Source organism: Cupriavidus sp. USMAA2-4, from assembly GCF_001854305.1.
GTDB classification, from domain to species: domain Bacteria; phylum Pseudomonadota; class Gammaproteobacteria; order Burkholderiales; family Burkholderiaceae; genus Cupriavidus; species Cupriavidus malaysiensis.
Genome location: NZ_CP017748.1, coordinates 1,043,082 through 1,056,126 on the forward strand (window position 1 = coordinate 1,043,082; position 13,045 = coordinate 1,056,126).

The 13,045-nt window shown below is 71.0% G+C and carries 10 protein-coding genes; 5 read left to right on the forward strand and 5 right to left on the reverse strand.

All coding sequences use genetic code 11. From position 1 onward, the window contains the following. Nucleotide 1 precedes the first annotated feature (1 nt). Nucleotides 2-1,987 (reverse strand): gamma-glutamyltransferase family protein, encoded by a 1,986-nt coding sequence (locus BKK79_RS04580; protein WP_071037235.1) that lies wholly within the window; start codon nucleotides 1,985-1,987, stop codon nucleotides 2-4. 240 nt (nucleotides 1,988-2,227) lie between these two features. Between BKK79_RS04580 and BKK79_RS04585 the strand changes: the two genes are divergently transcribed. Next, nucleotides 2,228-2,932 carry a glutathione binding-like protein gene (locus BKK79_RS04585; protein ID WP_071011989.1) on the forward strand — a complete coding sequence of 235 codons (705 nt, stop codon included), beginning with the start codon at nucleotides 2,228-2,230 and terminating at the stop codon, nucleotides 2,930-2,932. 25 nt (nucleotides 2,933-2,957) lie between these two features. On the opposite strand, the gene BKK79_RS04590 is transcribed toward BKK79_RS04585, so the two are convergent. Then, the gene (locus BKK79_RS04590; protein WP_071037236.1) at nucleotides 2,958-4,730 is read right to left on the reverse strand and encodes a putative bifunctional diguanylate cyclase/phosphodiesterase; all 1,773 of its coding nucleotides are present in this window, start codon (nucleotides 4,728-4,730) and stop codon (nucleotides 2,958-2,960) included. Nucleotides 4,731-4,998: 268 nt separating this feature from the next. Between BKK79_RS04590 and BKK79_RS04595 the strand changes: the two genes are divergently transcribed. Together BKK79_RS04595 and BKK79_RS04600 are read left to right on the forward strand one after the other, a co-directional pair. Continuing rightward, on the forward strand, nucleotides 4,999-5,382 hold the full coding sequence (locus tag BKK79_RS04595; RefSeq protein WP_071011985.1) for a DOPA 4,5-dioxygenase family protein: 384 nt from the start codon (nucleotides 4,999-5,001) through the stop codon (nucleotides 5,380-5,382). 75 nt (nucleotides 5,383-5,457) lie between these two features. Then, on the forward strand, nucleotides 5,458-5,904 hold the full coding sequence (locus BKK79_RS04600; RefSeq protein WP_071011983.1) for a DUF2501 domain-containing protein: 447 nt from the start codon (nucleotides 5,458-5,460) through the stop codon (nucleotides 5,902-5,904). Between the two features lie 42 nt (nucleotides 5,905-5,946). Here the strand turns inward: BKK79_RS04600 and BKK79_RS04605 are convergent, their stop codons facing one another. Further along, nucleotides 5,947-7,647, reverse strand: coding sequence for a SulP family inorganic anion transporter (locus BKK79_RS04605; protein WP_071038424.1), 1,701 nt, complete (start codon nucleotides 7,645-7,647; stop codon nucleotides 5,947-5,949). 450 nt (nucleotides 7,648-8,097) lie between these two features. Here BKK79_RS04605 and BKK79_RS04610 point away from each other — a divergent pair, with 450 nt between their 5' ends. Beyond that, nucleotides 8,098-9,108 (forward strand): Bug family tripartite tricarboxylate transporter substrate binding protein, encoded by a 1,011-nt coding sequence (locus BKK79_RS04610; protein WP_071037237.1) that lies wholly within the window; start codon nucleotides 8,098-8,100, stop codon nucleotides 9,106-9,108. A 39-nt stretch (nucleotides 9,109-9,147) separates the two neighbouring features. Here BKK79_RS04610 and BKK79_RS04615 read toward each other — a convergent pair whose 3' ends face one another. Then, nucleotides 9,148-10,071 carry a LysR substrate-binding domain-containing protein gene (locus tag BKK79_RS04615; RefSeq protein WP_071037238.1) on the reverse strand — a complete coding sequence of 308 codons (924 nt, stop codon included), beginning with the start codon at nucleotides 10,069-10,071 and terminating at the stop codon, nucleotides 9,148-9,150. Nucleotides 10,072-10,434: 363 nt separating this feature from the next. Here BKK79_RS04615 and BKK79_RS04620 point away from each other — a divergent pair, with 363 nt between their 5' ends. Next, the gene (locus BKK79_RS04620) at nucleotides 10,435-11,046 is read left to right on the forward strand and encodes a glutathione S-transferase (protein WP_071037239.1); all 612 of its coding nucleotides are present in this window, start codon (nucleotides 10,435-10,437) and stop codon (nucleotides 11,044-11,046) included. A 946-nt stretch (nucleotides 11,047-11,992) separates the two neighbouring features. On the opposite strand, the gene BKK79_RS04625 is transcribed toward BKK79_RS04620, so the two are convergent. Then, a complete protein-coding gene (locus BKK79_RS04625) occupies nucleotides 11,993-12,925 on the reverse strand; it encodes a LysR family transcriptional regulator (protein WP_071037240.1) in 933 nt (310 codons plus the stop codon). Nucleotides 12,926-13,045: the final 120 nt, after the last annotated feature.

The window sequence follows — 13,045 nt, forward strand, 5'->3', positions numbered from 1 at the left end:
CTCAGGGCCGGATGGTGTCGCCCAGCACCACGCCTTCGCGGCGCGGATCGGTGCCGCCTTGCAGGACCGGCACGCCGTCGCGCCACACGCGCAGGATGGTGTTGACGCCGCTCGGCTGCGCGGCGGTGCCGACGGTGTGGCCCAGCGCGCGCAGGCCGGTGATCAGCGCGTCGCGGTTGCCGCCGTCGGCCGTGTCGATATACGGATGCTCGCCGCCCAGCGTGGTGATGGGCGAGTTGAAGGCGCCGAAGTCGACCAGGCCGGCTGCCTGCTGGGCGTCGAGGCCCCAGTCGAGCATGCCCACCAGGGTCTTCACCACATACTGCGGGATGGCGCCGCCGCCGGGCGAGCCGGTGGCCATGAGGAAGTCGCCGCGGGAACCGTCCGCCGCCTTGCGGAAGACCAGGGTCGGCGCCATCGAGCTGCGCGGACGCTTGCCCGGGGCCAGCCGGTTGGCGTAGGGCGTGCCGGCGGGGTCGGCGGGGTCGGCGGAGAAATCGGTCAGCTGGTTGTTCAGCAGGAAGCCGCGGGTCATGTGGAAGGACCCCATGCTGCTCTCGACGGTGGTGGTGGCGGTCAGGACGTTGCCGTCGCCGTCGACGATGCTGAAGTGGCTGGTGCCGTGCTCGACCAGCGCCGGGTCGACGCCGAGCGGCACCGTGCCCAGCTTGCCCGGGCTGGCGGTCCGCATGCTGGCGCGCAGGTCGATCAAGCGGGCGCGGCCCTGCAGGTAGCGCTGGTTCAGCAGCGTGTCCCAGGTGCCGCCCGGCAGCGGGACGAAATCGGTGTCGGCCACGTACTTGTCGCGGTCGGCGTAGGCCAGGCGCTCGGCCTCGCTGACCAGGTGCACGCCCGTCACACTCGGGTGCCCGCCTTCGCCATCGATGGCGGCCGGCTTGTACCGTGCCAGGTCGAAGTGTTCCAGGATGCCGAGCGCCGACGCCACGGTGATGCCGCCGGACGACGGCGGCGGCATGCCGCAGACCCAGTATTCGCGGTAGGTGGTGCACACCGGCTCGCGACGCTTGGCCTGGTAGCCGGCCAGGTCGGCCAGCGTGGTCTTGCCCGGCGTGATCGGGCTGCCGTCGGCGGCCCGCGTGGTGGCGATGCTGGCGACGATGTCCTGCGCGATGCTGCCGGTGTAGAACGCGTCGGCGCCCTGCTCCGCCAGCCGCTGCAGCGTGTCCGCATAGGCGGGATTGGCCAGCCGCGTGCCGAGCGCCTTGGGCGAGCCGTCGGCGTGGAGGAAGTAGGCCGCCGCGGCGCGATCGCGCTTGAGGCTGGCCGCGTTGAGAGCGATGGCGTCGGCCAGGCGGCCGCCGATGGGGAAGCCGTTGGTGGACAGCGTGATGGCGTCGCCGAACAGGTCCCGCCAGGCCAGCCTGCCGTGGTCCCGCTGCACTGCCTCCAGCAGGCGCGGCAGGCCGGGGGTGCCGATCGCGCGGCCGCTGGCGCGCGCGCTGGGCAGGGGCGCCTGGCGTTCGCTGGCGGCGTCGATATAGCGCAGGTAGTCGCCGGTGGCGGCAGCGGGCGCGGTCTCGCGTCCGTCGTAGGCCTGCACGGTCTTCCTGCCCGCGTCGTAGTAGAGCAGCAGCCCGCCCGCGCCGAGGCCGGTAGCCTCGGGCACGGTCAGGCCCAGGACCGCCTGCACGGCGACCGCCGCGTCGGCCGCGCTGCCGCCGCGCGCGAGCACCGCGCAACCGGCGGCGCTGGCCAGCGCGTTCGAGGTCGACACCATATAGCGCCGGGCAAAGGCCGGCTGCAGTCCGGTGCGGTAGCCGGAAGCCGGCTCCGGCAGCGTGGTATCGCCCGGCTGGCCGGCGCCGACCACGATACCGCGGTCGCCTGGCACGCGGCAGCCGGCCTCGACCCCGGGCGGCGTGCCGGCGGCCGGCGCCCGCGCTGGCGGAACGTGGCCGCACGCGGCCAGCAGCAGCTGGGCCGTGGCGATGGCGGCGAACGCGGGCGCGAGGTGTCGTCTTGTCATCGGGTCTTCCCTGGAGGGTGCCTCGGGTCGGCCCAGGCCAGGCCGGAACCCGGAGCGCGGCGGCACAAGCACGCTGCCGCCGCGCGCAGATGGCCATTGTGCCGCATGGCAGGCAAGGGGAATCGAGCGGGCTGGCGTGGGATGGCGCGGGATGGCCCGGGACACGCGGCCGGCAGGCCGGCGCCGCCTCGATTATCATCGGCGTTTTCCCGACTCGCGCCTGCCCTGCAGGCTCCGCCAATGTCCGACCTGTCCGCCTTCCCCATCACGCAGAAATGGCCCGCCGCGCATCCGGACCGCATCCAGCTGTACTCGCTGCCGACGCCCAACGGCGTCAAGGTGTCGATCATGCTGGAGGAGACCGGCCTGCCCTACGAGCCCCACCTGGTGCGCTTCGACAGCCAGGACCAGATGTCGCCCGCCTTCCTGTCGCTCAACCCGAACAACAAGATACCCGCCATCCTCGATCCCCACGGCCCCGGCGGCAAGCCGCTCGCGCTGTTCGAATCCGGTGCCATCCTGATCTACCTCGCCGACAAGGCAGGCCGGCTGCTGCCGCAGGAACCGGCGGCACGCTACGAGACCATCCAGTGGCTGATGTTCCAGATGGCCGGCATCGGGCCGATGTTCGGCCAGGTGGGCTTCTTCCACAAGTTCGCCGGCCGCGACTTCGAGGACAAGCGCCCGCGCGACCGCTACGTGGCGGAAGCGCGCCGCCTGCTGGGCGTGCTGGAGGAACGGCTGGCGGGGCGTGACTGGATCATGGGCGACGACTACACCATCGCCGATATCGCCACCTTCCCGTGGGTGCGCAACCTGGTGGGCTTCTACGAAGCGGGCGAGCTGGTGGGCTTCGCCGACTTCCCCAACGTCGCGCGCGTGCTGGCCGCCTTCGTGGCGCGGCCGGCGGTGGCACGCGGGCTGGAGATCCCCAAGCGGGCCTGACCCCGCCGCCTCGGCATGCCGGGGCTCAGGACGGCTGCGGTGCCGGCGCGGCGGCGGCCGCCCGCCCCTGCATCCGGCCCACGTCGGTGGCGCCGGCCGCGTGGGCCGCGCCGTGGCGCTCCCTGAGATGCTGGCGGAAGGCGGCCACGGACAAGGGCCGCGACAGCAGGAAGCCCTGCACCTCGTCGCAGCCGACGCTGGTCAGCGTATCGAGCTGGCTGCCGGTCTCGACGCCTTCGGCCACCACCTCCATCTGCAGGGCGTGCGACAGCGTGACGATGGCCGACAGCAGCGCCTTGCCCTCCGTCTCGTGCTCATCGAGTTCCTGCGTGAAGTAACGATCGACCTTGATCTGGCGTACCTTGAAACGCTGCAGGTAGGCCAGGCTCGAGTAGCCGGTGCCGAAATCGTCGATGGCCAGTTCGAAGCCGTGCGCGTGGAAGGCGCGGATGGTCTCGGCGGCACGTTCGGCGTTCTGCATCGCCACCGATTCGGTGATCTCGAACATCAGGCGCTGCGGCCGCACGCCCGCCGCGCGCACGATGGTGTCGACGCGCCCGGCCAGGTCCGGCACCTCGAACTGCGCCGCCGACAGGTTGATGGAAATCTGCACCGGCGGCAGGGCTTCGCTGTCCCAGTCGCGGATCCAGCGGCAGACCTCCCGGATCACCCACTCTCCCACCTGGATGATCTGCCCGGAACGTTCGGCGATCGGGATGAATTCCGGCGGCGGCACGTTGCCCAGCTCGGGGTGGTTCCAGCGGATCAGCGCCTCGGCGCCCGCCAGCGCGCGGCCGGCGATGCGGTACTTGGGCTGGAACACCAGGCTGAGGTGCCCCTCGTCCAGGGCCCGCTGCAGATCGCGCTGCAGCGTCAGGGTGCGCGCCGCGTCGGCATGCATGCCGACCTCGAAGAAGCGGTGCGTGTTGCGGCCGGCGCGCTTGGCATACTGCATGGCGGCATCGGCGGCCAGCAGCAGCGATTCGGCATCGCGCCCGTCGGACGGGCACAGGGCGATGCCCACGCTGGCGCTGACCCGCACGCGCACATCGTGCACCAGCGCGTAGCGGCCGAGCACCTGGCGCAGCGCCGTGGCGATCGCGGCGGCCTCGAGGCGGCCGGGCCGCGAATGCATCAGCACGCCGAACTGGTCGCCGCCCAGGCGCGCTACCACGTCGCCCTCGTGCGCCATCTCGCGCAAGCGCTGCGCGCAGGCCTTGAGTACGTCGTCGCCGACCGCGTGCCCCAGCGAATCGTTGATGGCGCGGAAATTATCCAGGCCCAGCACGAACAGCGTGGCGGCGTGCCCGGCGCCGGTGCGCGCCTCGATGGCCTGGCCGATGCGGCTGGCCAGGCGGATCGCGATCTGTTCGGCCAGTTGCTGGCGGTTGGGCAGGCCGGTCAGCATATCGTGCGTCCCCAGGTACTGCAGCTGCAGGCGGGCTTGCTGCAGCGCGCGCGTCAGCCGCCTGGCGCGCCGTCCCAGCAGCAGCATACCGGCCAGCGCCAGCGGGCAGGCGACGGCCGCGGCCGTGACCAGCCAGCGCGCATCCAGGCCGATCCGGCCCGGCAGCGCGCGCAGCATCGGCCAACCCAGGTGCCAGGCGCCGGTCACGGTGCCGCCCAGCAGCAAGGCGATGGCCAGCCGGCGCGACGGCAGGCGGACCCATGTCGCCCACCCCGCCCGCCTGGTGCCGGCACCGCGGACGCTGCCGGCAAGCTCGAGCGCCGCGTAGCATGCCAGCGAGGCCACGGTCAGCGACAACAGGACCGACAACGGAACATCAATGCCGATCATCAGCGGGCTCCCTCCGAAATGCGATGCGCAGCGGCGGCATGGATCGAATGACCGGGCCGTGCGCAGAGCATTCTTGCCTGACACGCCGATTGCAATTGATCCCCCGAAGGGGGGGGTGTCGCCTGCGCACCACAGCGGCACGCGCCGCGCCGCTGTGGTACCGTGGCCGCCACCGGATGCGCCGCCGGCCCAAGGCCGGCGCGCCCGGCATGTGCGCGCCCAGGCACGGGACCTCCCCGCGCCGGCGCGCCGCCTGCGGAGAATCGCCATGCATGACGAAGTCCGGTCCAACGGCAATCCGGGCGCCGACCCGGCCGGCGCCATTGCCGACTGGCATGCCCACGTCTATTTCGACGCCGCCAGCCGCGACGCGGCACTGGCGCTGCGCGCCGGCCTCGATGCGGCGTTCGGCGCGCGTATCGCGCTCGGCCGCGTGCACGATCGTCCGGTCGGGCCGCATCCTTGCTGGAGCTACCAGATCGCCTTCGCGCCGGACGTGCTGGGCGGGCTGGTGGCGTGGCTGGCGCTCCACCACGGCGCGCTGGACGTGCTGCTGCACCCGAATACCGGCGACGCGCTGCGCGACCATCGCGACCGTGCGCTGTGGTTCGGGCACAGCCACGACCTGGCGCTGCAGGCAGTCGGTGGGTAAGCGCGCCGTGCGACCCGCTATAGTGAAGTCTCCCCCCGCATGCCGACACCCCGAACGGCGGAAAGGAGAATCCTCATGAAGGCTCGCACCCACCGCGCCGCCATGGCGGTCCTGCTGGGCGCCGCCCTGCTCGCCGCGGGCAGCGCCCAGGCCCAGCTCGGCGACCTGCTCAACAAGGCCGGCGGCGGCTCCTCGTCCGGGACCGGCAGCCTGGGCAACCTCGGCGGCGCGCTGTCAGGTCAGTCACTGGTCTCGGGCAGCACCGGCAACGTGGCCGGCCTGCTCGAGTTCTGCATCAAGAACAACTACCTGGGCGGCAATGCCGCCAGCTCGGTCAAGAACTCGCTGATGGGCAAGCTGGGCGGCTCCGCCGGGTCCGACAGCGGCTATTCCAGCGGCGCCAAGGGCATCCTCGACAGCGGCAACGGCCAGCAGCTCGACCTGAGCGGCGGCGGCCTCAAGGCCGAGATGACCAAGCAGGTCTGCGACAAGGTGCTGGCCCAGGGCAAGTCATTGCTCTAGGCCTGCGCGGCTCCGCGCTCCGCCGTCGGAGCCTGCAGCCCACTAGCCGGCTGTCGCGCCGCCGCTGGCAGCCGCCTCCATGCCGTTGCCCGGCCAGGTGCCGGGGATGCCGCCTTCGGCATGGACGGCGGCCAGCGCCTCGTGCATGGTGGCGAAGATGCGCGCCTCGCCGACCATGTGGGCGATGCCGTGCCGCACCATGTCGGCATGCAGGTAGTGGTTGACGCGCGCGAACAGCACCTGGACGCCCTGCTGCGCCAGCTGCGTGCACAGATTGCCGAGCGAGCGCCCGGCCGAATAGTCCAGGTCGGTGATGGCGCCGGCGTCCACCAGGAACCAGCGCACCGGCCGCGGCGCGTGCGCCACCAGCCGCCGCACCTCGCCGACGAAGGCGTTGTCATTGGCATAGAAGAGGTCCGCGCCGAAGTGGTAGACGATCAGGCCCGGGGCGGTCTCCCTGCCGGGCGCGGCCGGCATCGGCAGCCAGCGCCCGTCCGGCCCCGGCAGCAACATGGTGGTGTGGGGCCGGTAGCTGTGGCGCACGTGGCGCAGCAGGGACAGCGCGATGGCCAGCAGGATGCCGTGCTCGACCCCCACCAGCACCACCGCGGCCGCGGTGACCAGCGCCAGGCGGAACTCGCCCGGGCTCTCGGCGCGGATCGCCCGCAGCTTGCCCACGTCGACCAGCCCGATCGCGATGGTGAACACCACGCCGGCCAGCACGCAGTGCGGCAGGTATTGCAGCCAGCCACTGAGGCACAGCAGCACCACCACCACCATGGCGGCGAACACCAGTTGCGCCAGCTGGCTGCGCGCCCCCGCCTGGTCCGCCATGGCGGTCTGGGTCGGGCTGCCGTTGACGACGAAGGTACCGCTCAGGGCAGCGCCGGCATTGGCGGCGGCCAGCCCGAGGATGTCGGCGTCGCCATCGAAGCGTTCGTCGTAGCGCTCGGCGAAGGCCCGCCCGGCAGCGGCGCTCTGCGCCACGATCATGACGAAGCAGGAACCGGCCACCGGCACCAGCTCCAGCACTTGCTGCCAGCCCACCAGCGGCAGGCGCAGGGCCGGCAGCCCGCCGGCGACCGGGCCGATCACGGCGATGCCGCGGGCGGCGAAGCCGGTGGCGTGGCTGAGAGCGATGCCGGCAACCACCGCGACCAGCGCCACCGGCCAGCGCGGCACGTAGCGCTTGCCGAGCAGGATCGTAGCGACCACCAGCACCGAGATGCCCAACGTGGGCAGGCGGATCTCCGGCAGGTGGCGCAGCAGCGCCAGCACCTGGTCGGTCGAGCGTGTGGCATGGACCGCCAGGCCGAGCATGTCGCCCAGCATGGCGATGCCCACCTGCACGCCGACCCCGGCCAGGAAGCCGACCAGCACCGTGCGTGACAGGAAATCGGCCAGGAAGCCGAGGCGGAACAGGCGCGCCAGCAGCAGCAGCGCGGCGGTCATCAAGGCCACCATGCCCGCCAGCGCGGCGTACTCGGCGCTGCCCGCCGGCGCCATCGCGCCGACCTGGCCGGCCAGGATGGTGGCGGTGGCGGAATCGGCCGCCACCACCAGGTGGCGCGAGGCACCGAACAGCGCGAAGGCCATCACCGGCAGCACCGCCGTGTAGAGGCCGGCCACCGCCGGCATGCCGGCGATGCGGGCATAGCCGAGCAGTTGCGGCACGTTCATCGAGGCGAGCTGGAGGCCGGCCAGGGCATCGCGCACCACGCCGGCGCGGTCGAGCGGGCGCATGCCGCGCAGCAGGCCGGGCAGCCGCGCGGCATGCGCAGAAGGATCCCGCGCGGGTGGGCCTGGGTTCGGGGGCAGGGAACTGGACATGGAGGCATCCTGCGCGAGTGGGGGCGGGAGATCAAGCCTGCGCTTGATCGGCGGGCGGCCCGCCTGGACCGACCCGCTCAAGTCACCTTCGCCCAAGTCATCGTATCAGATGACATAAGGAGATTGCCCATCCCGTCCTCCCGCCCGAGGCCGCCACGCGCCGGGACGGCATGCCGATGCCGTTCCCCGCACCTGTCGCCGCCTGCGGGAAATCCCTGAAATTCCGTGAAATCCATACCAGTATTGGATCTGCATCCAAGCAACCGTGGCCCGCGCGCGGGCAGGCGGGCAAGGTCAGGCGTGCCCCGGTTTTTTACCTTATGATGTACGACAACATACAACAAAATCCTTGGAGACAGCACCATGCCTTCGAACCGCCGGCACTTCCTGCAGCAGCTTGGCGCCCTCGGCGCCACCCCCTCCCTCGCCGCGCTCGGCAGCGCCACCCTGCTGGGCGCGCCGCGCACGGCCAGGGCCGCCGACTGGCCTACCCGTCCGATCCGCCTGGTGGTGCCCTACCCGGCCGGCGGCTCGTCGGACATCATCGCGCGCCTGATCAGCCGCCACCTGGGCGAAGCGCTGGGCCAGCCCATCGTGGTCGACAACCGTCCCGGCGCCAACGGCAATATCGGCGCGGCCATGGTGGCGCAGGCCGGCGCCGACCACCACACGCTGATGCTGTGCGACGTCGGCGCCCTGGCCATCAGCCCCTCGGTCTACACCAAGCTCAGCTTCGATCCCGGCAAGGACCTGCGCGGCGTGGCCATGCTGGCCTATTCGCCGCACCTGCTGGTGGTCCATCCGTCCGTGCCGGCGGGCAACCTCAAGGAAGTGGTGGAACTGTCGCGGCGCACGCCACTGAACTTCGCCGTCACCGCGATCGGCAGCGCGCCGCACCTGGCCGGCGTGGCGGTGGCCCAGGCCACCGGCGCCAAGTGGCAGTACGTGCCCTACAAGGGCGGCTCGCAGGCCGTGACCGATACCGTCGCCGGCACCGCCCAGGTCCTGATGAACGGCATGCTGGCCACGCTGCCGCAGGTGCAGGCCGGCAAGCTCAAGCTGCTGGCCGTCTCCAAGAAGACGCGCATGCCCTTGATTGCGCAGGTGCCGACCATCGCCGAGCAGGGCGTGCCCGGCTTCGAGTCCGGCACCTGGCAGGGCGTGATGGCGCCGGCCGCGATGCCGGACGCGCTGGTGGCGCGCCTGTCCGCCGAACTGATCCGCATCATCCGCCTGCCGGAAGTGCGCGCCCAGCTCACCGCCCAGGGCGCCGAGGTGGTGACCATGACGCCGCCGGAAACCAACCGCTTCTTCGCCAGCGAACGGACGCGTTGGGCGGCCGTGGTCAAGGAAGGTGGCGTCCGCCTGGATTGAGCGGCAGGGCCGCCAGGACGGGACCTCGCCGGCGAGGATTCAGCGTCGCGGGCGTTTCCCGGGCACCGGCAGCCCCGCGAGCCCGGCCGCATAGGCGCGGCCCTCTTCCTCCATCCAGGCGATGAAGTGCGACTGCCGGGTGCGCGCCTCCTCGCGCGCCGGCCACACCAGCCAATAGGGATAGAAGTACGGCACGCGCACCGGCGTGACCTGCACCAGTTCGCCGGTGGCCAGCGCGTCGGCCACCAGGCTCAGGCGCTCCAGCGCCAGGCCCTGGCCCAGGCGCACCGCCTCCAGGATGAGGTTGGAATCGTTGATCCACAGCCCGCTGCGGGCCGGCGGCTCGGCCACGCCGGCGGCCTCGCACCAGCTCGCCCACGGCTCGGCGGAGCGGATCAGCGGACCGGCCATGGCCTCGCGCGCAGTGCGCGGCAAGCGCCCACCGTGAAAGGCGGGCGAGGCCACCAGCACCAGCTCATCGTGCAGCCACTCGCTGTGCGACAAGCCCTCCCAGTCGCCGCGGCCGATGCGCACGGCGACGTCGGCATTGGCCTGGCGCATGTCCTGGATCTCCAGGCTGGCCTCCAGCCGCACGCGGTAGCGCGGGTGGCGCTGGCGGAAGCGCGGCAGCCGCGGCAGCAGCCAGTTGCGCCCGAAGGATGGCATCACCGCCACCACCAGCGTCTCGTCCTGGCCGCGCGTCTGCACCAGCCGCGTGGCCTCGCCCAGCTGCTGCAGCGCCGCGCGCACCTGCAGGGCATAGAGCCGCCCCGCCTCGCTCAGGCGCAGGCCGCGCCCGGCGCGCACGAACAAGGTCACGCCGAGCTGCGCCTCCAGCAGCTTGACCTGCTGGCTGACCGCCGAATGGGTCACGTGCAGCGCCTGCGCGGCCAGGGTCACGCTGCCCAGCCGGGCCACGGCTTCGAAGCTGCGCAGCGCCGGCAGGGGCGGCAGCGCGCTCATGCCGGGTAGGCGGCCGCCGGCCGCGTTGCTGGGTTCCGTCGAATCATCCTGTCACTCGGCCGGGCGTTGCCGCGCCATCGGTGCGTCCTGGTGGGCCATCCTGTCGGGCCATCCTGCTGGTCCGGCAGATCTGTTAGCGCTACTAACGGAAGCGCGGAAAACTTCTCGATTTTCCCGCCCCGCCAGGCGCGCTACAGTGTGCTGTCGCGCAACGCCGCAGCGCGGCGCAGCATGACCGGAACCGTAGCACAGGCTGGCGCCGGCGCCTACCGGCACGTGCTGCGGAGGGCGGCAGGCCAAGCTAGCCCGAGCGCTGGGCGGCGCGTCCCCACCATTAACCTGAACTGACGAACGAGAACGACTATGCAACTGATCGGCATGCTCGACTCCCCCTATGTGCGCCGCACCGCCATCTCGCTGCGCCTGCTGGGACTGCCCTACGAACACAAGCCGGTGTCGGTGTTCAGCACCTACGATGCGTTCCGCGCCATCAACCCGGTGGTCAAGGCGCCCACCCTGGTCTGCGACGACGGCCAGGTGCTGATGGACTCCACCCTCATCATCGACTACGCGGAGACCGTGCTGGCACCCGGCCGCAGCCTGATGCCGGCCGAGCCGCGCGCCCGCACGCGCGCGCTGCGCCGTGTCGGCCTGGCGCTGGCCGCCTGCGAGAAGGCCGTGCAGATCGTCTACGAACGCGGGCTGCGTCCCGAGGCAAAGCGCCACGCGCCCTGGCTGGAACGCGTCACCCAGCAGCTTCATGCGGCCTGCGCCGAACTGGAGGGCGAACTGCTGCCGGATGCGGGCCCCTTGCCGACGCCGGGGGATCAGGCGGGGGTGACCATTGCGGTGGCCTGGCGCTTTATCCAGATGATGGTGGCGGATGTGGTGGTGCTGGCGGATTATCCGCTCCTCAATGGTTTTTCGTTGGAGGCGGAGGGGACGGAGGCGTTCTTGGCTACGCCGGCGGAGTAGATGGGGCTTAGGGCAGGCTGCGATGGTTCTCGTGACTTGTTGCTTGTCTTCGGGCGCCGTTGGTTTGCGAGGCAACAGCCTGTTTCGACTCCCCTGTGGGGAGCCGGCCAACCATCGTGGCCCGGTGCTTGCGGCGTGAGTTCGAGCGGTATCGGGTTGCGAGGCAAAGACCTGTTTCGACTCCCCTGCGGGGAGCCGACCTACTTTCTTGGTCTTGCCCAAGAAAGTAGGCAAAGAAGGCGCGCCGGGTGCGGCTCAACCCCCCCTCGCGTGCTGAGGCAAAGAGCGGCCGGGCCCCAACTCGGATCGCCTTAAGGCGATCCTCAGACAGGGGGCCCTCTTTTCCGCTCTTTGCCTCAGCACGCGAGGCGCCGCACACGGCAGGGAAAAGATGCCACGCCTCGCTGCGCTTCGGGTGGGGGGTGTTCGGCCAGCTCGCTGGCCGAACACGAAGCCTCAGCAAACCTGGTCGTTACGCAGAAGCGAGCCCGCTCGCAGACCAACGGTTTGGCTTTTCCCTCCCGTGTGCGGCGCCTCGCGAATTGGCCCCGGCCGCCGATGAAGCCCGTCCGCTGTCTGAGCGGCCGCAGGCCGCGAGTTCGGACGGGCGCGGCGGCCGGGGCCAATTCGCGAGGGGGTTTCGCCGCACCCGGGTCGCCTTTCTTTGCTTACTTTCTTTGGCGAGACAAAGAAAGTGAGTCGGCTCCCCGCAGGGGAGTCGAAACAGGCCGTTGCCCCGCAGACCGATCCCCCCCCGGAATTCAAGCGCCAACGCACCGAGTCACGACGGTTGGTCAGCTTCCCAACCAGACGAGTCGAAACGGGTCGTTGTCTCGCACACCGATATCGCCCGAACCAAAGCACCAAGTCACGAGCACCGAAGCAGACCGTTGCCCCTCACACCGACAACCCCAAACCACCGCGAACCATCAAGACACAAAATCCCTCAAGCCCCCGCCTCCCCCGCCCCACCCCCCAACGCATTCATCACCCCCATCAACTGCTGCCGCAACCACCGGTTAGCCCCATCATTCTCCCCACCCGCATGCCAGTAGAGATGCAGTTCCAGCGACGGCACCTTGAACGGCAGCGTCAGCAAGCGGTTGGCATAGGGCTCGTTGGCAATGCGCGCATAGCGCAGCGGCAATGTCGCCAGCAGGTCGGTGCAGCTCACCACGCGGCAGGCCGCGGCGTAGTGCTGGCAGCGCAGGCGTACACGCCGGGTCAGGCCCATCCGGTGCAGCGCCTGGTCTTCCAGCCCGGCGCCGCGCCGGCGCGAGGAGACGTGCACGTGCTCGGCGGCGAGGTAGCGTTCCAGCGTCAGTTCTTTCTTGACCAGCGGGTGGTCGCGCCGTGCCAGCACCACCATCGGGTCGGCCATGAAGGGGGCGTGGTGGATGGCCGGCGACACCGGCAGCAGGATGTCGATGGCGGCGTCGAGGGTGCCGGCCAGCAGTTCCGACTCCATCTCGCGCCGGTCGAAGCGGATCGCCGCAATCTCGACCTGGGGCGCGGCAGCGGTCACGCGCGCCATCAGCGGCGGCAGCAGCGTGGATTCCAGCGCGTCGCGCATGCCGATGGTGAAGCGCCGCACCGTGGCGGTCGGGTCGAAATGGGGGGTGTCCTGGAGAGTGCGCGCGAACGATTGCAGCGCGCCGCGCACTTCGGAGGCCAGCGAGCGCGCCAGCGGCGTGGGCGCCATGCCCTGGCCGCGCCGCTCGAACAGCGGGTCGTCGAACAGCGTGCGCAGCCGGCCCAGCGCGTGGCTCACGGCGGGCTGCGTCAGGTTGAGCTGGCGCGCGGCCGCGGTGATGCTGCCTTCGCTGTAGATGGCGTCGAACACCACGAAGAGGTTCAGGTCGATACGGGAGAGCTGCATGGCGTCGATTCTGGCATGGAATGCAGGATATTGATACTGACAAATCGAGAAAATTCATTTCCCTTATTAACCCGATTCCGATACAGTGTTTCCAGCCGGCACGGACCGTGCCCTCCGGCG

Coding starts and splice junctions, on each gene's coding strand:
- BKK79_RS04600 (WP_071011983.1), top strand. CDS start 5,458: ATGAAGGCTCGCACCCACCGCGCCGCCATGGCGGTCCTGCTGGGCGCC.
- BKK79_RS04595 (WP_071011985.1), top strand. CDS start 4,999: ATGCATGACGAAGTCCGGTCCAACGGCAATCCGGGCGCCGACCCGGCC.
- BKK79_RS04605 (WP_071038424.1), bottom strand. CDS start 7,647: ATGCGCCCGCTCGACCGCGCCGGCGTGGTGCGCGATGCCCTGGCCGGC.
- BKK79_RS04610 (WP_071037237.1), top strand. CDS start 8,098: ATGCCTTCGAACCGCCGGCACTTCCTGCAGCAGCTTGGCGCCCTCGGC.
- BKK79_RS04590 (WP_071037236.1), bottom strand. CDS start 4,730: ATGATCGGCATTGATGTTCCGTTGTCGGTCCTGTTGTCGCTGACCGTG.
- BKK79_RS04615 (WP_071037238.1), bottom strand. CDS start 10,071: ATGAGCGCGCTGCCGCCCCTGCCGGCGCTGCGCAGCTTCGAAGCCGTG.
- BKK79_RS04580 (WP_071037235.1), bottom strand. CDS start 1,987: ATGACAAGACGACACCTCGCGCCCGCGTTCGCCGCCATCGCCACGGCC.
- BKK79_RS04620 (WP_071037239.1), top strand. CDS start 10,435: ATGCAACTGATCGGCATGCTCGACTCCCCCTATGTGCGCCGCACCGCC.
- BKK79_RS04585 (WP_071011989.1), top strand. CDS start 2,228: ATGTCCGACCTGTCCGCCTTCCCCATCACGCAGAAATGGCCCGCCGCG.
- BKK79_RS04625 (WP_071037240.1), bottom strand. CDS start 12,925: ATGCAGCTCTCCCGTATCGACCTGAACCTCTTCGTGGTGTTCGACGCC.